The sequence below is a fragment of the Kribbella sp. NPDC043289 genome, assembly GCF_056436705.1.
This window is the reverse complement of sequence record NZ_JBWKCB010000003.1, coordinates 896,992-914,708: the sequence shown is the minus strand read 5'-3', so window position 1 is coordinate 914,708 and position 17,717 is coordinate 896,992. Positions and strand designations below refer to the sequence as shown.

The following is a 17,717-nucleotide window of genomic DNA, read 5'->3' as shown; positions in this document are numbered from 1 at the left end:
TAAGCAATGCTCAATAGCATGGATCACCGACTGTCAGCGGAGGACCGCAAGAAGCAGCTGGTCAAAATCGGCCTGATGATGCTTCGTGACAAGCCGATCCATGAGCTGTCGATCGACGCGATCGCCTCGGAGGCGGGGATCTCCCGCGGCCTGCTCTTCCACTATTTCCCGAGCAAGCGCGATTACTACGTCGCGGTGATCTCCGCGGCCGGTCGGCGCCTGCTGCGGGTCACCAAGCCGGACGAGGAGCTCGCCCCCGAGCAGCAGTTGCGCGAGATGCTGATCCAGTTCGTCGCGTTCATCGCGCGCCGGCGTCCGGCGTACATCTCCTTCGTCCGCGGTGCCGCCGGCGGCGACGACTTCGCCGTCAAGGTGTACGACGAGACGCGCGCGGGCCTCACCAAGCGCGTCCTCACCTACATCGGCACCCCCGAGGTCGCCGACGAGCCGACGTCCCGCGAGTACCTCCGGATCCACGCCTGGCTGTCGTACGCCGAGGACCTCGCGATCGAGTGGTCAGGCCTCCCCGAGGACGACCGCCCGTACACCGCCGAATACCTGATCGATCACTCGATCGAGGCCCTCCACCTCCTCCGCAAGCTGTAGCTCCCGCGTCAGTTACCCGAGGCGGGCAGAAGTTCAGGCGTCAGGTCCGGGTCCGCCATGTCGGGGTCGAACGGGAACAACGGGCGCAGTACGCCGTGGTGGCCCAGGCGGAGCAGGTCCTGGTCCACGCCGCCGGGGGTCAGCGCCAGCAGCCAGTCGGCCGCGAGGTTGTAGAGCTCGGGCTCCAGGTACCCGATCTTCACGATGACGAGATCCGTCGACGCGGGGTCGAGGCCGAGCAGCGTGAAGTCGGCGATGTGGTGGTACGGCTTGCGGCGGCTGGTGAGGATCGAGTGCAGGCCGCCGACCTGGACGACGGCGGTCGTTCCGCCGACCGGGTCCTCGGAGATCGAGAAGACGGTGCCGGACATCTCGGCGGGGCCTGCCGGTCCGGAGTCGACCTTGCCGCCGGCGGCGACCTGTACGGGATTGCCGACGCCCGCCGCGACACACGCGGCGACGGCTTCGGCGTCGACGATGCTCGCGTGGATGGCAGTCGCCTTACCGGAGGTGAGCTCCTCGATCGTGAGCAGCTCGGCCAGAGTCCAGGACGTGTCGTCGGCGCCCCCGGCGGTCGGGTTGTCGCCGGAGTCGCTGATCAGGAACGGACGCGCCGTGCTCGCGAGACCCGCCTCGACGCACTCGTGCAAGGTTCCAGTGGGCGCGACGAATTCGAACCCGTCGCGAGCCTCCCAGTACAGACGGGCCAGCTCGTTGGCGCGCTCGGTGATCAGCGCCTCGTCGTCACCGGTGACGACGACGGCGGCCCGGCACCGCGGCTCGTCGGCCCACGCATACCCGACCCACACGGCAGCATCCAGTACGCCGGGCTCGTCCGCGATCTCGCCGACGCGGTGATAAATCGACTTCGCCGGCTCCAACCGCGTTGACGTCTTCTCGCCGGGCAGCAGCACCGGCACCTGGATCCACGCCTTCCCCGGCTTCCCCAGCCCCGACCGCAGCCGCTCGACCAGGTTCCGCAGCGCGCGCTCGCGACTCTCCATCGCGTCCTCGTGCGGCGCCATCCGGTAACAGGTGATCAGGTCGACCGCCGTACCGAGCTCGCGGGAGACGTTCCCGTGCAGATCCATCGACGCCGACATCAGGACGTCGGGGCCGAGCACCGTCCGGATCCGGGTGGCGAGGTCCGCCTCGGCGTCCTGGCGGTCGACCACGCTCATCGCGCCGTGGATGTCGAAGAAGAACCCGTCCAGGTCACCGGCGCCCTCGAGGCGAGTGATGATCTCGGCCGAGAGGTCGTCGTACACCTCCGGGAGCACCGCGCCGCCGGGCAGCGACCGCGCGTGCAGCAGCGGGACCCACTCGATGCCCTGCGCCCAGTCCTTCGCGAGGAACTCGTACCGCTCCAGCAGATGGTCCCCACGCCGTACGTCGAAATCCGCGAGGCCGGCGCGGTGCGGCGAGAACGTACTGGACTCGATGGCGATCCCGGCGATGCCAATCCGAAGGTTCATGTCTAAAAGCTGCCACAACCGAGCCGTTTCGCGCACTGCCTTCGGTTCAAATCTGGACAAAGCCAGCTGTCGAAACCCGCCTTCCAGCTTCGAGGTAGCAGCAACCAGAGAGGAAGGAACGGACATGACGAACGAACTGCAGCGACTCGGCCGCCTGGTCGGCACCTGGGAGGTCTCCGGCGGCGCGAGCGGTACGACGACCTTCGAGTGGATGGACGGCGGGCACTTCCTGGTCCAGCGTGGACGGCTCGACCACGACGGTCACGAGGTCCGGATGACCGAGATCATCGGGTACGAGCACCCGTTCGGTGGCGAGCGTGGCACCGAGGTGAAGTCGCGGGTGTACGACGCCGACGGGAACACGCTCGACTACGTGTACGAGCTGTCCGGTGACGAGCTCACCATCTGGGGCGGGTTCAAGGGCTCGCCGGGCCACTTCAAGGGGAGCTTCTCCGCGGACGGCGACCGGCTCACCGGAGACTGGGTGTACCCAGGTGGCGGGTACCACGCAACGATGGTCCGCAGCGCGGCCTGAGGGAGGAGACCGACATGAAGTACCTGATGCTGGCCTACGGGGACCAGTCGGGCTGGGACACGGTGGACGTGAACAGTCCGGAGTTCATCGCGGCGTGCAAGTTCTACGAGGACCTGGCGGCCGAGCTCACCGCGAGCGGGGAGTTGCTCGGGACGGAAGGTCTGGCGCATCCCGCCCTGAGCCGGACGGTACGCCGTACCGACGCCGGGCCCGTCGCGAGTGAGGGACCGTTCGCGGAGTCGAAGGAAGTGCTCGCGAGCTTCGCGATCGTGGACTGCGACAGTCACGACCGGGCGATGGCGATCGCCCACCGGATCGTCGAGGCGGTCGGGGACACGGTCGAGGTCCGGCCGATCATGGCCGGCCCCGAGGACCTGCGGCCGGACAACTGAGCATGGAGGAGCTGTGGCGCAGCCTGACGCCGCAGGTCCTCGGCGCGCTGGTCCGTCGGTACGGGCACTTCGAGACCTGCGAGGACGCGGTCCAGGAAGCGCTGCTGGTCGCGGCAGAGCAGTGGCCGGCGAACGGCGTCCCGGACGAGCCGCGCACATGGCTCATCCGGGTCGCCTCACGCCGGCTGATCGACCTGCTCCGCAACGAGGAGGCGCGACGCCGGCGCGAGGACGTCGTCCGTACGCCGGACCTCGCGCCCGAACCGGTCAGTGGGTACGACGACTCGCTGACCGTCCTGTCCCTGTGCTGCCATCCCGCGCTCCCGGTCGGGTCGCAGATCCCGTTGACGCTGCGGGCCGTCGGCGGTCTGACGACGAGCGAGATCGCGGCGGCGCTGCTCACGCCCGAGGCGACGATCGGGCAGCGGATCAGCCGCGCGAAGCAGAAGCTGCGCGGCCAGCCGTTCCGGCGAGCGGAGCCTGACGGCTGGGATTCGGTCTTGCAGGTTCTGTACCTGATCTTCAACGAGGGGTACACGAGTACCGCGGGTGCGGAGCTCGGCCGGGTGGAACTGGCCCGCGAGGCGATCCGGCTCACGCGGATGCTGCGCGAGCAGTTGCCGGAGGACGGTGAGGTCGCGGGGTTGCTCGCGCTGATGCTGCTGACCGACGCCCGGCGGACGGCGCGGACTACGAGCGACGGCGCGCTGGTTCCGTTGGACGAGCAGAACCGATCGCTGTGGGACCAGGCAGCGATTGCCGAGGGCACCGAGCTGGTCACTTGGGCGATGCGTACGACGCCACTCGGGCCATATCAGTTGCAGGCAGCGATCGCCGCGGTCCACAGCGAGGCACCGACTGCGGCAGACACCGACTGGCGACAGATCCTTGCCCTGTACAACTTGCTGGAGCCGCTGCTCGAGGGTCCGGTCGTCCGCCTGAACCGTGCCGTCGCGACCGCGATGGTCCACGGGCCCGCGGCCGGCCTGTCACTGCTGGACACGCTTTCGGCCGATCCCAGGGCCACTCGTCAGCACCGCTATCACGCCGTCCGAGCCCATCTGCTCGAGCTCCGAGGCGATCACGACGAGGCCGTGGCGACCTACCTGACAGCGGCCAAGCTGACCACCAACACACCTGAGCAGCGCTACCTCCGCAGCCGCGCTAACCGCCTGCGCGCGAACTGACAGGACCTGTCGAGCCGCGGAGTACCAGCAGGCGGGATCTAGCGCTGAGCCTCGATCCAGCACGTCACCGCGGCCGCTTGTTCGTTGCTCGCAGCAATGACCTGGAGACCCACCGGAAGGCTGTCAGCCGGAATCGGCAGGCTGACGGCCGCGTGCCGGGTGAGGTTCGCCAGGCGCGTGTTGTTCAGCAGCTGCTTGCGTACCTCCAGCCCGCCGTCCGCGGTGTCGGCGGCAGTAATAAGGGGTGCGGTAGCAAGGACGGTCGGCAGGAGTACGGCGTCGACCTGCTGCAGCACAGCATCCACTTCCGCGGTGATGGCTACCGCATGATGCTTCGCGAGCTCGTAGTCGGCCGGCTGCACCTGTGCAGCCTCACGCAGCCGCTGCCGCACATCAGGTTGGTAGCGATCCAGAGAGCGGCCACGGTGGTTGGCCGCTGCCTCCGGACCTTGCACATTGGCGGCGGTGACGAAGCTGTCCGACCAGTCGGGCAACTGCACCTCGACGACGTCAAGGCTCTCTATGAGGGCCGACCACGCACGGCTGACCTCAGGAGTGAGCTGCAGGTACTCCGGGTTCGCTACAACACCCAGGCGGGGCTCCCGAACCTCAAACGCCCCCAGCCCGCCCAGCGCGCTCAGCGCATAGGCCGCATCAGCTGCGGTCCGCGTGAGCACGCCGACGTGGTCAAGGCTCTGCGACAGCGGAAACACCCTGTCGACCGGCAGCGCGTCGTACGTCGGTTTGAACCCGACAACCCCGCACAACGCCGCAGGGATGCGCACCGACCCCGCAGTGTCCGTACCGATCGCCAACGGCACCACACCGGCCGCCACTGCAGCCGCAGACCCCGAACTCGAGCCACCAGTCATCCGCGACGGGTCATGCGGGTTCCGGCACGGTCCGACGCGGTTGGACGTACCGGTGCAGCCGTAGGCGAACTCGTGGGTGTGCGACAGCCCGATCACGATCGCTCCGGCCGCGCGCAGGCGACGTACCACCTCGGCGTCCTGTTGGCCGGTCTCGTCCATCGACGCGGAGCCGCAGCGGTACGGGAGGCCTTCGACCTCGACGATCTCCTTCACGAGCACGGGTACGCCGGCCAGCGCACCGCTCCGGTCATGAGCGGCCGCAGCCTTGCGTGCACCCTCCACATCGAGGTGTACGACGGCATTCAGCGCGGCAGCGTCACACGCCCGTGCCAACGCATCCTCGACCAGTTCGACCGGGTCGAGTGCACCGGCCCGGACACCTGCGGCGACTGCTTCGAGCGACCTCACGCGCCCATCAGACCATGGATCTCACGCCTCCCCCAGGCGCGAGAGGAAACGGAAACAGGAGCGTCATGCCGTGTTGCTACCGTCCGACGGCATGGTGATCGAGGGAGTGGAACTGCGCACGGCGCCGCCGACCGACCCGGACGTCCTGGCCTTGACCACCGCGCAGCAGGCCGAGCTCGCGGCGATGTACGGCGCGGACCAGCCGCTCGTCGCTCTGCACCCGGACATCGCGTTCACGCTGCTGGCCCTGGACGGAGCGCCGGTCGGCTGTGTCGGCCTGCAACCGGTCGCGCCCGGACTCGGTGAGATCAAACGGATGTATGTCACCCCGTCCGCCCGCGGTTGGGGGCTGTCGCGGGTGCTGCTGGACGCGGTCGAGGCGGCGGCGCGAACGGGCGGGATGACCCGGCTGCGGCTCGAGACCGGGACGAAGCAGGTCGAGGCGATCGCGCTCTACACGAACCACGGGTACGGCCCAACGCCGCCGTACCCGCCGTTCGAGAACGAGGTCGCCTCGCTCTGCTACGCCAAAGACCTCTAGAGGTTCAGGACCAAGTCGTCGCCGTCGCGGTGGAAGCCGAGGTTCTTCAGGTACGGCGTGGACTCGCGCATCCGGGGTGGCGCGAGGACCTGCCGGAAGCCCTGGTCGGTGAACACCTCGCTGCGCCGGTACACGAACTCGCCAGGCGTGAAGTCGCGGTACTTCGGCACCACGTAGTCGAGATCGATCTGCGCCCGGCCGGCGCCCGCGTCGTGCGCGAGGACGACGCCGACGGTGCGGTCACCGTGCTGGACCAGGAACGCGTACGGGCTCGCACCGGCCGTGAAGCCGGGGTTGAACCGCGTGATGTCCTTCTGATGCTGCTCGAGGACATAGCTCAGGTACGCGTCGGACTCGTGCACCGGCAGCACCAGGTACTCCGCCGCGTCGTGCCGGTGCCGCAGCAGCCGCCAGAGGTGCACGACGTTGATGACCGCCAGCACCGCGTTCATGCCGACCATCGGCCAGACGCCGACGGCGGCGTTGAAACCGACCAGGATCACGCAACCGATCAGGTTCAGCACCCGCAACCGCAGGATCCGGGTCTGCAGCAACGACACCACGACCAGCGCGGATCCACCCCACCCGATGATGCTCCACACGTCCACGGCGCGAGACTAGTGCTCGTGGACGACTTCCTGTTGCTCGACGGGGCCTTGTTGCGAACTGTCGATCCGGTGTTGCTGCGTGCAACCAGTTTCGGCCATTTCACCTCGCTGCAGGTCCGCGACGGTCAGGTCGACGGCCTCGACCTGCACTTCGAGCGTCTGGACCGCAGTACCCGAGAGGTCTTCGGCGAACCGCTGCCGGCCGAGCGCGTCCGCGCCGATCTCAGGGCCGCGCTGGACCAGGCGCAGTCCGGCGACCTGTCCATCCGCGTCAACGTCTTCGCCACTCATCGGCTCCACCTGCTCACCCGCGTGGGCGCACCGGTCACCCCGGGCACCCGACCGCTCCGGCTGCGCACCTTCCAGCATGAGCGCGCCGTCCCCCACCTCAAGCACACCGGCACGTTCGACCTCACCTACTACGCGCGCCGGGCCGCACACGAGGGGTACGACGACGCGCTCTTCACGACGAAATCCGTCGAGATCTCCGAGGGCTCGATCTGGAACATCTGCTTCGCCCGCGGCCCGCACATCGTCTTCCCGTCGGCTCCCGCGCTCCCCGGCATCCGCCAACAGGTGCTGCAACGCGGCCTGGATTCCTTCGAGACCGTCCCGGTCCCACTCGCCGAGCTCACGACGTACGACGCGGCGTACCTGACGAACTCGATCGACCCGGCGCTACCGGTCGCGTCGATCGACAGCGTGTCGTACGCCGATCACCGCGAGTCGGCCGAGGTGATCGCGAAGGCCTACGCGTCCCAGACCCCTCAAGAGATCTAGGAGCGCTCGGACCACCAGCGGAGCAGTGCCTCGCGGGCTCGCTCCTCGCCCAGCGGTCCTTCGTCGAGGCGCAGGTCCATCAGGAACTTGTACGCCTGGCCGACCTCGCGCCCCGGCGGGATGCCGAGGATCTCCATGATCTGGTTGCCGTCCAGGTCGGGGCGGAGCGCGTCGAGCTCCTCCTGCTCCTGCAACCGCGCGATCCGGGCCTCGAGGTCGTCGTACGCGACCCGCAGCGACTCGGCCTTCCGCCGGTTCCGGGTGGTGCAGTCGGCGCGGGTGAGGACGTGCAGGCGCTCCAGCTGGTCGCCGGCGTCCCGGACGTAGCGGCGTACGGCGGAATCGGTCCACTCGCCGTCGCCGTACCCGTGGAAGCGCAGGTGCAGCTCGATCAGTTTGCTGACCTGGTCGATCTGCTCGTTGCTGAACCGCAGCGCCTTCATCCGCTTCCGGGCCAGCTTCGCGCCGACCACGTCGTGGTGGTGGAACGTCACCTTCCGTTCACCCTCGAACTTCCGCGTCTTCGGTTTCCCGATGTCGTGGATGAGCGCGGCGAACCGAACGACGAAATCGGGCGTCGGAACAGACAGACGTGTTTCGAGATCGATCGCCTGGTCGAGGACGGTGAGTGAGTGCTGGTACACATCCTTGTGCCGATGGTGCTCGTCCTCCGCGTCCCGCAGCGCGGGCAGCTCCGGCAGCACGTGCTTGGCGAGTCCGGTCGAGACCAGCAGGTCGAGCCCGACCCGCGGGTGGTCGGCGCTGATCAGCTTCTCCAGCTCGTCGCGGACCCGCTCGGCGGACACGATCGTGATCCGGTCGGCCATCGCCTTCATCGCCGTCACCACCGCGGGATCCGGCGTGAACCCGAGCTGCGCCGCGAACCGGGCCGCACGCATCATCCGCAGCGGGTCGTCGGAGAACGAGTCCTCTGGGGTCCCCGGCGTGCGGATCCTCCGGTGCGCGACGTCCTCGATACCGCCGTACAGGTCGACGAACTGCCGCGACGGCAAGCGCACCGCCATCGCGTTCATCGCGAAGTCCCGGCGGGCCAGATCGCCCTCCAGGCTGTCGCCGTAGGCCACCTCCGGTTTGCGCGAGGTGGGATCGTAGGTTTCCGACCTGTAGGTCGTGATTTCCAGGACCCACTCACCCTTACGACAACCGATGGTGCCGAACGCCTTGCCGATGTCCCAGACATGGTCCGCCCAGCCGGACAGCAACCGCTCGATCACGTCCGGGTGCGCTGACGTGGTGAAGTCCAGATCCTTGCTCCCCCGGCCGAGCAGAATGTCCCGGACAGGACCGCCGACCAGGGCGATCTCGTGGCCGGCGTCGGCGAACCGGTGGCCGAGCTCGTCGACCACCGGGGCAAGTTCCAGCAACGCCTGGACGGCTCGCCGCTGCACAGCGGGCAACGATCCGGCGGAGGCTGACTGGTCGGCAAAGGGTGACACGGGGAACTAGGTTACGGTGACGGCGTGTTCAGACGGCGACTGAGGCTCCCCGCGGTGGCGGGCGCCTCCTTGCTGGTTGCTGCTTCGGCAGCGACTCTCGGTGTTCCGGCGAGTGCGGCGCCGGTCGACGAGCCGACCGTCCAGGTCACCATCGACTCGTTCGGACCGGTCGCCCCGAAGCCGAACGACACGGTCACGATCAAGGGCCGGGTGACGAACACCAGTTCGGTGACGTTCGACGACCCGCAAGCGCTTGCCTGTATCGACCGGACCCGGCTGGCCAGCACGGCGGCCATCGACGCGGTCTCCGCCGAGCAGAACATCCCGCTGAACGACCGGGACAGCTGCAAGAACCTGACCAACGACCCGCAGACTTTCCGGCCCTTCGAGCAGCCGCTCGCCCCCAAGCAAACGGTCGAGTTCACGCTCACCGTGCCGTGGAAGGAATGGCGGATCGCCGACGACACCGGCGCGTACGTCGTCGGCGTCACGTTCCGCGGCAAGCCGTCGAACAGCGATCGCGTGATGGCCGGTCGCGCCCGCACGTTGATGCCGGTGCTCGGCCCGCAACCGCTGAAGCGCACGGTCAACACCGCCCTCGTCGTACCGCTGCGGCACCGGCCGACGCAGCTCGGCGGCCAGAACTTCGCGAACGACTCGCTGGCCAGCTCGCTCGGACCGAACGGCTCGCTGGGCCGGCTGCTCGCGCTCGGCAAGCAGAGCAAGGTGACCTGGCTGGTCGATCCGGCGATGCTCAACGAGGTCCGCCAGATGGCGAAGGGGTACGTCGTCGTCGGCGACAACGGCCAGACCAAGCCGGGCAGCGGACAGGCGACCGCGACCGCCTGGCTGAAGGAGTTCGACGCGAGCCGGACCCGCAACCAGGTCGTACTGCTGCCGTTCGGCGACCCCGACGTGGCCGGACTGCTGGACACCGGCGAACCGCTGCGGCGACTCGTCGCGGAGGCCCGCAAGACCACCTCCGGCTATTTCCTGCCGCCCAGCTTCACCAACGGCCTGTGGCTCGAGGGCGGCGCCGCCGCCAGCCGCTACCTGTCCGAGGCGTCCGGCGGCTTCGCCGGCGTCAGCGACAACGACCTGAACCTGGTCAGCAGCTCCTCCTGGTCCGCCGCCACCCGCCCGGTCCTGACGTCGAACCCGGTGTACGACGTGCTGACGCCAGGAGGCACCAAGAGCGCGGTCCGGACGGTCATCGCGGACTCGTCCCTCACCAACGGCGGCCCGGACCCGGACACCGCCACCAGCCCGCTCCAGGTCCGCCAGCGGTTCGCGGCCGAGACCGCCCTGATCGCCGCGAGCGGCACGGGGAACGCGTCGGTCGTCGTACTCCCGCCGCGCGGCTGGGACAGTGACGGGACGGCCACCGCGGAGCTGGCGCACGACCTGGCGCTGCCGTGGATCAAGGCCACCGACGTCGCCGCGGTCGTGGCGGCCACCCCGAAGCCGCCGACCACCAAGGCGCCGACGGCTCCGCGCAGCAACGGCGTACTCACCGACAACCAGCTGGACGGGATCCGGCAGCTCGACGAGGCGACCAGCACCATGCAGAACCTGCTGGTCGACGAGAACTCGCTGCCGGAAGTGATGACCTACGCCCGGCTGCGCTCGGTGTCGCTGGGCTGGAACGGGTATCCGGAAGAGGCCCGGCACTTCACCGCGATCGAGCTCGGTTCGGTCAACCAGCAGCTCGGCAAGGTGCATTTGGTGAACGCCAGCGTGGACAACGGGCTCCGCAAGGAGATCAAGGTCAACCTGGCGGGCAGCAAGGGCACGTTCCCGCTGACGATCACCAACGACACCGACAAGTCGATCCGGGTCGGCATCGCGGTCACCGCGGCGAACCGGTCCGACCTGAAGATCAAGCAGCTCCCGACCGCGGTCCTCGCGCCGGGACAGAAGTGGACCCCGCGGATCACCGCGAGCGCCGAGCAGAACGGTCTGATCCGGGCCAACGCCCAGGTGATCACCGCGGGCGGCAAGCCGGTCGGCAGGTCCCAGGAGCTGCTGATCCAGGCCAGCCAGTACGGCAGCGTCGGCTGGATCCTGGTCGGCGCCGCCTGCGCCCTGCTGTTCGGTACGTCGCTGGTCCGTATCTACCGCCGGATCCGCAGCGAGCGCCGCAACCCGACCACAGAGACCGCAGAGACCGCAGCCGGTGGAGACACCGCCGAGGGCGAGGACGCTCCCGAGACGGCGGAGGCGGCCGGGGACGGTGTACCCGAAGCCACCGCGCCGGAGGCGGCAGCGGCCGAGGACACCACCTTGAAAGAAGGAGTCGGTTCGAAGGATGGCTGACCGCACCCTGCGATCCGCGGCGGTGATGGCAGCCGGAACGGTGCTGTCCCGCCTGCTCGGATTCATCCGGATCGCCCTGCTCGCGGCCGCCATCGGCACCGCGCTGCGCGGCGACATCTTCACCGCCGCGAACACGATCCCGAACAGCCTCTACATCCTGCTGGCCGGTGGCGTCTTCAACACCGTGCTGGTCCCGCAGCTGGTGCGCGCGATCAAGAACCACGACGACGGCGGCCAGGACTTCACCAACCGGGTGCTCACCTTCGGCTTCGTCGTCCTCGCGACCGTGACGGTCGCCTGCGTGCTGCTCGCGCCGGCGATCGCGGAGCTGTACCTGCCGAAGGAGCTGCACGACCCGTCCCGGGTGACCGAGAAGGCGAACATGGTGATGTTCGTCCGGCTCTGCCTGCCACAGATCTTCTTCTACGGCGCGTTCGTGCTGGTCGGTCAGGTGCTGAACGCGCGCCGCCGGTTCGGCCCGATGATGTGGGCGCCGATCGCGAACAACATCGTCGCCTGCGCGTCGATCGTGATCTTCCTGCTGATCTACCGGGTCGGCGACAACCCCCCGACGTACAGCCACGGCGAGGAACTGCTGCTCGGTCTCGGGCACACGCTCGGGATCGCGATCCAGCTGCTCGTGCTGCTGCCGTACCTGCGGATGAGCGGTCACCGGTACCGGATGAAGTTCGGCCTCCGCGGTACCGGTCTGGGACACACTGCCCGATTGGGCCTCTGGACCGTTCTCTTCGTCGCGGTGAACCAGGTGACGCTGGTCGTCGTCACGCAGCTGGCGATCGCCGGTAGCGCCTCGGACGACCCCGGCGCGAAGGCAGGTCTGTTCGCGTACAGCACCGCGATGCTGATCATCCTGGTGCCGCACGGCATCGTCACGGTCTCGCTGGCGACCGCCGCGCTGCCGCAGATGTCGGCCCTCGCGGCCGACGGCGACACCGCCGAGGTGGGCCGGATGTCCGCCCGGTCGATCCGCCAGACGCTGGCGATCGTGGTCCCGGCGGCGGCCGCGATGATCGCCTTCGCCTACCCGATCGTGACGCTGATCGCCGGGTACGGCTCGGGTAAGAACAACCTGACGCTGATGTCGTACACGCTGATGACGCTGGCGCTCGGCATCGTCCCGTTCACCATCCAGTACTTCCAGCTCCGCACGTTCTACGCCTTCGAGGACACCCGGACGCCGTTCTTCCTGCAGTGCGTGATCGCGGCGACGAACATCGCGGCGGCCGTGATCGGGGTCCGGGTCCTGCTCGACGAGGCACACCTGCGGTTCAGCGGCGTGATGCTCGGCGCGGCGTACGCACTGGCGTACCTGGTCGCCGTCCTGATCTCCCGGCCGGTACTGCGCCGCAGGGTCCCGCGCGTGCCGGGTGCCGGGATCGGTCTGCCGCTGCTCGCGATGGTGATCGCGGCGGTGGCCGGCGCCGGCGCGGGCCGGGTGGTGATCTGGGTGTTGAGCCTGGCGATCGACTGGTCCGGACCGATCGGCGCGCTCCTCGAACTCGTCGTCGCGGCCGTCGTGATGCTGCCGGTGTACGCCGCCGTGTCGCGGGTACTCCGTATCCACGAAGTCAACGACGTGGTGTCCATGGTCACATCGAAGCTGCCGATCGGGCGCTGATCCTGGACGCTTGTGCATTCGTGCACCACTTGTCAGGTCAGGGGGGCATGTGTCTCGTCATGAGACGCTCAGCACGCTCAGCGTTTCTTGACGAGGCACTAGCATGGGGGCTGCGATCAGGCCGCTGGGGCATCTAGGAGGGCGAAAGACACCGTGTCGAACCAGACCGTGAGCCCTGGTGCCTTACTGGCCGGGCGCTACCGGATCGCCGAGTTGCTGGCGGAGATCGACGGTGCCCGGGTGTGGCGAGCCGTGGACGAGGTCCTCAGCCGGGCCGTCGTCGTCGACGTGCTGCCGGTCGGCGATCCGCGGACCAACCAGCTCTTCGATGCCGCCCGCCGGGCCGCCGCGGCGAACGATCCGCGCTTCCTCCGGGTGCTCGACTGCGACATGCACGACGGCGTGACGTACTGCGTCCGCGAATGGGCCGGCGGCCGGACCTTGGAGCGAATGCTCGGCAGCGGGCCGCTGACCGGCCAGCAGGCGGGCTGGCTGGCGCGTGAGGTGTCCGAAGCCCTCGAGAACCTGCACCGCACCGGCTTCGCGCACGGCGCGATCAGCCCGGCGACCGTCGTGGTCACCGACGCCGGCGCGATCAAGGTGGTCGGCGTCGCCACCGAGGCGGCGCTGCGCTCGTCCGGCGCGGGTTCACCCGAGGAGGACGTGCACTCGCTCGGCGAGCTGCTGTTCGCGTCGCTGACCGGCCGCTGGCCGGGCCCGGCGCCGGTCTGGGGGCTCCAGCCCGCGCCCGTCGAGCACGGTCGCCTGCTGAGCCCGCGGCAGGTGCGCGCCGGCGTACCACGCTCGCTGGACGACATCTGCGACCGGCTGCTCGGCGACCCGCCGCGGCACCACGCGCCGCCGATCACGAGCGCCGCCGGCCTGTCCGCGGCGCTGTCCGGTGTCGTCGGCAGCTCGCACGAGCCGCCGAACCAGATGGACGAGACCGTTCAGGGCCGGCAGAACGGCAGCATCGACGACGCCACCCAGGTGGTGCCGCAGGCCGCGCCGCCGGCGCTCGACCCGACGCCGCAGCCGGGGTACGACTCGGAGCCGAACGGGTACCGTCCGCCGCAGCCGGCGTACGAACCGTCGACCGACACCCGTCCGGTCCGCCGCCAGTCGGCGCCGCCGAACGGCAACGGCCGGCGCCGCGACGAGCCGAAGCAGAAGGGCGGCTGGGGCGGCCGGATCCTGATCCTGCTCGCCATCCTGGCGCTGCTGTCGGTGATCGCGATGGCGCAGTTCCTGCTCAAGGGCGCGATGAACAACGACCAGGGCAGTGGCGACAGCGGCACCAAGTCGAGCGCACCGCCGCAGACCAGCACCACCCCGTCGGCGACCACCGGCGGCAAGGCGACGATCGCGGGCGCCAAGGACTTCGACCCGGACGGCGACAAGACCGAGCACCCGAAGGACGTCTCGAACACCTACGACGGCGACCCCAGCACGACCTGGACGACGATGTCGTACAGCCGGCCGAACCTGGGTGGCCTGAAGCCGGGCGTCGGGATCATCTACAACCTCGGCGCGAAGACGCCGGTGTCGAGCGTGGCGGTCGGGTTGCAGGGTGACGGCACGAGCGTGCAGCTGATGGTCCCGGTGGGTGACGCGACCAAGTCGCCGAGCACGATCGACGACTGGAAGGCGGTCGCGACCAAGGAGGACCAGCCCGAGGGTACGGTGACCCTTACCCCCTCGGCAGGCACCGAGACGCAGTACGTGCTGGTGTGGCTGACGAAGCTGCCGAAGGACGACGGTGGCAAGTACCGGGGCACCATCTCGGAGGTCACGATCCAGAAATGACCGCTCACGTGGACTCGGGCAATCCGCCGCCCCGGCCGGACGTCCCGCGCATCGGCGCGGACGAACCGGTACCGGGCGCGACGCAGCCTGCCCAGAGCGGTCCGGCCAGCTACGACGAGCTGGACGACCACGAGCTGCTCCGGATGCACGTGGCCGGCAACCCGGACTCGTTCGGGTTCCTGGTCAAGCGGCACCGGGACCGGATGTGGGCGGTCGCGATCCGCACCCTCGGCGAGCCCGAGGAGGCGGCCGACGCGCTGCAGGAGGCGTTCATCTCGGCGTTCCGGCGGGCGGACTCGTTCCGCGGCGACGCCAAGGTGACCACCTGGCTGCACCGGATCGTGGTGAACGCCTGTCTGGACCGGATCCGCCGTCGCCAGGTGCGTGCCGCCGACCCGCTGCCGGAGGACGAGGACCGGGCCGCCGAGCTGGCCGGACCGACCGAGGACGACCCGGCCGAGGTCCGGGAGCGCCGGCTGGACGTGCTGAACGCGCTGAAGCAGATCAACGAGGACCAGCGGGCCGCGCTGGTCCTGGTCGACATGGAGGGCTACTCGATCGAGGAAGCCGCCTCGATCCTGGACTGCGCCCCCGGCACGGTGAAGTCGCGTTGTGCCCGGGGCCGGGCCAAACTGCTCCCGTTGCTGCGCCACTGGCAGACCACCCGAGCGTCCGACGTACCGGAAAAGTCCGCCGCGGAAGCGGTGGGAACCGAATGAGCGGGTACACCGTCGAAGCGAAGTCGCCTGCCTCTGGCGACCGAGAGACTGATGCCTTCGACCGGAGTTCTCTTATGACCACGCTGCTACGGCCGCGCACCCAGCGACGGGAGGCGAGCCCCCGATGACCGAATCCGGTCTGCCGACCAGTGAGCACCTCGAGCACCTGGACACGGACACGATCGCCGACCTGATCGAGAACCTGCTGCCCGCCACCGAGGCGCACAGCGCTCGTGAGCATGTGAAGGCATGCCCCGAGTGCCAGCAGACGTACGACGCGCTGCTGCAACTGTCCTCCGACCTCGCCGAGGAGGGCCGCGAGGACATCCCGATGCCGGCCGACGTCGCCGAGCACCTGGACGCCGTACTGGTGTCGGAGTCGGTGTTGCGCGCGTCCACGGTCGGTGTGCACTCGCTGGCCCAGATCCGCGAGGAGCCACGCCGGCACCTGCCGAAGCTGCTCGGTGCCGCGGCCGGTGTCGTGCTGGTCGCCGCGATCGGCGTCGGCGTCGTGTTCGCCACCAAGGACCAGGCGAACGAGGGCGCCGCGAACACCGACCAGAGCACCCCGCCGACGGACGCGGTGACGACCACCACCGGCAACCTGGCTCAGCAGACGCAGAAGTGGCTCGACCACACGCCGGGCGCGATCCTGCACGGTTCGGCCGGCGAGCAGGCCTGCGCCAACGCGTTCGCCGCCACCCGGGGGAACGCGAGCGTCCGGCTGGTCCAGCCCGCCAAGATCGACGGCCGGCGGGCCACGATCGTCGGCCTGCAGGGCGGGTCGCCCCGCGAGATCCAGATCTTCGCGGTCACCGGATGTGACCAGCCGAGCGGCGTCGCGTCGTCGTTCTACGACACCTCGGTGACCCTGCGCAACCGCTGACACCAGATGCGGTACGGCGGCCCTCTCCTGGGTACCGTGGGAATGGTCGGCCTCTAGGATCCGTTGAGTACGACGTCACTGTCTCGACGACACGAGGAACGCCTGAATGAGCGACTCCACCACAGTTCGCAACGTCATCATCGTCGGCTCCGGCCCGGCGGGTTACACGGCCGCGGTGTACGCCGCGCGCGCCGCGCTGGAGCCGTTGGTCTTCGAAGGCTCCGTCACCGCCGGTGGCGCGCTGATGAACACCACCGAGGTGGAGAACTTCCCCGGCTTCTCGCAGGGCATCATGGGCCCGGCGCTGATGGACGAGATGCGCACCCAGGCCGAGCGGTTCGGCGCCGAACTGGTCCCGGACGACATCGTCAAGGTCGACCTGACCGGCGACATCAAGGTGGTCACCGACTCGGCCGGCACCGAGCACCGCGCCAAGGCCGTGATCCTGGCCATGGGTTCGGGGTACCGCAAGCTCGGCCTGCCGGACGAGGAGCGGATGTCCGGGCACGGTGTGTCCTGGTGTGCGACCTGTGACGGCTTCTTCTTCCGCGACCAGGAGATCGCGGTCGTCGGCGGTGGCGACTCCGCCGTCGAGGAGGCGACCTTCCTGACCAAGTTCGCGAAGAAGGTGCACCTGGTGCACCGCCGCGACGAGCTGCGTGCCTCGAAGATCATGGCGGACCGCGCGTTCGCCAACGACAAGCTGGAGTTCCAGTGGAACTCGGCGGTCGACACGATCCACGGCGAGGACAAGCTGACCCACCTGACGCTGAAGGACACCGTCACCGGCGAGACCCGCGAGCTGCCGGCCACCGGCCTGTTCATCGCGATCGGCCACGACCCGCGCTCGGAGCTGGTCAAGGGCCAGGTCGACCTGGACGACGAGGGCTACGTGCTGGTCAAGCAGGACAGCACCGAGACCAACCTGCGCGGCGTGTTCGCCGCCGGCGACCTGGTGGACCACACCTACCGGCAGGCGATCACCGCGGCCGGCACCGGCTGTGCGGCGGCGCTGGACGCCGAGCGTTACCTGGCCACGCTGGAGGACGCCGCGCACGCGACGGCCGCCGCGGCCACCGAGCCCGTCTCTGTCTGAACCTCACACATCACTGAAGGAGATACGCCCGTGGGCGAGAAGATGAACGCCGTCACCGACGCCGAGTTCGACCAGACCGTGCTGAAGAGCGACAAGCCGGTCCTGGTGGACTTCTGGGCCGAGTGGTGCGGCCCGTGCCGCCAGGTGTCCCCGATCCTCGAGGAGCTGGCGCAGGACCACGGCGACAAGATCACGTTCCTGAAGATGAACGTGGACGAGAACCCGGTCACCCCGAGCAACTACCGGGTCACCGGTATCCCTACCATCAACGTCTACGTGAACGGTGAGCTGGCCAAGTCCATCGTCGGCGCCAAGCCGAAGGCGGCGCTGCTCAAGGAGCTGGCTGACTTCACCGCCTGAGTTGCCTGAGTTGTCAGCCACACCCGCAAGGAGC

Annotated in this window: 17 protein-coding genes; 13 read left to right on the top strand and 4 right to left on the bottom strand. The window is 69.1% G+C overall.

Annotated features, from left to right (window positions below; translation table 11 throughout):
* Nucleotides 1-18 precede the first annotated feature (18 nt).
* Nucleotides 19-606: a TetR/AcrR family transcriptional regulator gene (locus tag AC0662_RS22740; protein WP_478303006.1), complete on the top strand. Its 588-nt coding sequence runs from the start codon at nt 19-21 to the stop codon at nt 604-606.
* An 8-nt stretch (nt 607-614) separates the two neighbouring features.
* Here the strand turns inward: AC0662_RS22740 and AC0662_RS22735 are convergent, their stop codons facing one another.
* A complete protein-coding gene (locus AC0662_RS22735; protein WP_452196319.1) occupies nt 615-2,081 on the bottom strand; it encodes a M81 family metallopeptidase in 1,467 nt (488 codons plus the stop codon).
* A gap of 124 nt (nt 2,082-2,205) precedes the next feature.
* Here AC0662_RS22735 and AC0662_RS22730 point away from each other — a divergent pair, with 124 nt between their 5' ends.
* From AC0662_RS22730 to AC0662_RS22720, 3 genes are read left to right on the top strand one after another with little or no spacing between them, the layout of a single operon-like run.
* A complete protein-coding gene (locus tag AC0662_RS22730) occupies nt 2,206-2,616 on the top strand; it encodes a hypothetical protein (protein WP_452196320.1) in 411 nt (136 codons plus the stop codon).
* 14 nt (nt 2,617-2,630) lie between these two features.
* A complete protein-coding gene (locus tag AC0662_RS22725) occupies nt 2,631-3,008 on the top strand; it encodes a YciI family protein (RefSeq protein WP_452196321.1) in 378 nt (125 codons plus the stop codon).
* A 2-nt stretch (nt 3,009-3,010) separates the two neighbouring features.
* Nucleotides 3,011-4,195, top strand: a complete 1,185-nt coding sequence (locus tag AC0662_RS22720; RefSeq protein ID WP_478303004.1) for an RNA polymerase sigma factor — start codon at nt 3,011-3,013, stop codon at nt 4,193-4,195.
* Between the two features lie 38 nt (nt 4,196-4,233).
* On the opposite strand, the gene AC0662_RS22715 is transcribed toward AC0662_RS22720, so the two are convergent.
* On the bottom strand, nt 4,234-5,475 hold the full coding sequence (locus tag AC0662_RS22715) for an amidase (RefSeq protein ID WP_478303002.1): 1,242 nt from the start codon (nt 5,473-5,475) through the stop codon (nt 4,234-4,236).
* Nucleotides 5,476-5,566: 91 nt separating this feature from the next.
* On the opposite strand from AC0662_RS22715, the gene AC0662_RS22710 reads away from it, so the two are divergent.
* On the top strand, nt 5,567-6,016 hold the full coding sequence (locus AC0662_RS22710) for a GNAT family N-acetyltransferase (RefSeq protein WP_478303000.1): 450 nt from the start codon (nt 5,567-5,569) through the stop codon (nt 6,014-6,016).
* Here AC0662_RS22710 and AC0662_RS22705 read toward each other — a convergent pair.
* The gene (locus AC0662_RS22705) at nt 6,013-6,624 is read right to left on the bottom strand and encodes a hypothetical protein (RefSeq protein WP_452196325.1); all 612 of its coding nucleotides are present in this window, start codon (nt 6,622-6,624) and stop codon (nt 6,013-6,015) included. The two genes, AC0662_RS22710 and AC0662_RS22705, sit on opposite strands and share 4 nt — an antisense overlap.
* Nucleotides 6,625-6,642: 18 nt before the next feature.
* Here AC0662_RS22705 and AC0662_RS22700 point away from each other — a divergent pair, with 18 nt between their 5' ends.
* Entirely contained in the window at nt 6,643-7,404 is a 762-nt protein-coding gene (locus AC0662_RS22700; protein ID WP_478302998.1) for an aminotransferase class IV, read from the top strand.
* On the opposite strand, the gene AC0662_RS22695 is transcribed toward AC0662_RS22700, so the two are convergent.
* Entirely contained in the window at nt 7,401-8,861 is a 1,461-nt protein-coding gene (locus AC0662_RS22695) for a CCA tRNA nucleotidyltransferase (RefSeq protein ID WP_478302996.1), read from the bottom strand. The two genes, AC0662_RS22700 and AC0662_RS22695, sit on opposite strands and share 4 nt — an antisense overlap.
* A 24-nt stretch (nt 8,862-8,885) precedes the next feature.
* Here AC0662_RS22695 and AC0662_RS22690 point away from each other — a divergent pair, with 24 nt between their 5' ends.
* The 7 genes from AC0662_RS22690 (at nt 8,886) to trxA (ending at nt 17,683) form a co-directional block, all read left to right on the top strand.
* The gene (locus AC0662_RS22690; RefSeq protein ID WP_478302994.1) at nt 8,886-11,177 is read left to right on the top strand and encodes a hypothetical protein; all 2,292 of its coding nucleotides are present in this window, start codon (nt 8,886-8,888) and stop codon (nt 11,175-11,177) included.
* Nucleotides 11,170-12,816 (top strand): murein biosynthesis integral membrane protein MurJ, encoded by a 1,647-nt coding sequence (gene murJ / locus AC0662_RS22685; RefSeq protein ID WP_478302992.1) that lies wholly within the window; start codon nt 11,170-11,172, stop codon nt 12,814-12,816. Before AC0662_RS22690 ends, murJ begins: the two co-directional genes overlap by 8 nt.
* A gap of 168 nt (nt 12,817-12,984) precedes the next feature.
* Nucleotides 12,985-14,622, top strand: coding sequence for a protein kinase family protein (locus tag AC0662_RS22680; RefSeq protein WP_478302990.1), 1,638 nt, complete (start codon nt 12,985-12,987; stop codon nt 14,620-14,622).
* The gene (gene sigM, locus AC0662_RS22675) at nt 14,619-15,341 is read left to right on the top strand and encodes an RNA polymerase sigma factor SigM (RefSeq protein ID WP_452196331.1); all 723 of its coding nucleotides are present in this window, start codon (nt 14,619-14,621) and stop codon (nt 15,339-15,341) included. Before AC0662_RS22680 ends, sigM begins: the two co-directional genes overlap by 4 nt.
* Nucleotides 15,342-15,465: 124 nt before the next feature.
* On the top strand, nt 15,466-16,227 hold the full coding sequence (locus AC0662_RS22670; RefSeq protein ID WP_452196332.1) for an anti-sigma factor family protein: 762 nt from the start codon (nt 15,466-15,468) through the stop codon (nt 16,225-16,227).
* A 106-nt stretch (nt 16,228-16,333) separates the two neighbouring features.
* Entirely contained in the window at nt 16,334-17,323 is a 990-nt protein-coding gene (trxB, locus tag AC0662_RS22665; RefSeq protein ID WP_478302988.1) for a thioredoxin-disulfide reductase, read from the top strand.
* A gap of 42 nt (nt 17,324-17,365) precedes the next feature.
* Entirely contained in the window at nt 17,366-17,683 is a 318-nt protein-coding gene (trxA, locus tag AC0662_RS22660; protein ID WP_452196466.1) for a thioredoxin, read from the top strand.
* The last annotated feature ends 34 nt before the right edge of the window (nt 17,684-17,717 follow it).

What these genes read in the sequence shown, in the direction of transcription:
- AC0662_RS22740 (WP_478303006.1), top strand. Translation starts at nt 19, where the DNA reads ATGGATCACCGACTGTCAGCGGAGGACCGCAAGAAGCAGCTGGTCAAA.
- AC0662_RS22735 (WP_452196319.1), bottom strand. Translation starts at nt 2,081, where the DNA reads ATGAACCTTCGGATTGGCATCGCCGGGATCGCCATCGAGTCCAGTACG.
- AC0662_RS22730 (WP_452196320.1), top strand. Translation starts at nt 2,206, where the DNA reads ATGACGAACGAACTGCAGCGACTCGGCCGCCTGGTCGGCACCTGGGAG.
- AC0662_RS22725 (WP_452196321.1), top strand. Translation starts at nt 2,631, where the DNA reads ATGAAGTACCTGATGCTGGCCTACGGGGACCAGTCGGGCTGGGACACG.
- AC0662_RS22720 (WP_478303004.1), top strand. Translation starts at nt 3,011, where the DNA reads ATGGAGGAGCTGTGGCGCAGCCTGACGCCGCAGGTCCTCGGCGCGCTG.
- AC0662_RS22710 (WP_478303000.1), top strand. Translation starts at nt 5,567, where the DNA reads ATGGTGATCGAGGGAGTGGAACTGCGCACGGCGCCGCCGACCGACCCG.
- murJ (WP_478302992.1), top strand. Translation starts at nt 11,170, where the DNA reads ATGGCTGACCGCACCCTGCGATCCGCGGCGGTGATGGCAGCCGGAACG.
- sigM (WP_452196331.1), top strand. Translation starts at nt 14,619, where the DNA reads ATGACCGCTCACGTGGACTCGGGCAATCCGCCGCCCCGGCCGGACGTC.
- AC0662_RS22670 (WP_452196332.1), top strand. Translation starts at nt 15,466, where the DNA reads ATGACCGAATCCGGTCTGCCGACCAGTGAGCACCTCGAGCACCTGGAC.
- trxB (WP_478302988.1), top strand. Translation starts at nt 16,334, where the DNA reads ATGAGCGACTCCACCACAGTTCGCAACGTCATCATCGTCGGCTCCGGC.
- trxA (WP_452196466.1), top strand. Translation starts at nt 17,366, where the DNA reads ATGAACGCCGTCACCGACGCCGAGTTCGACCAGACCGTGCTGAAGAGC.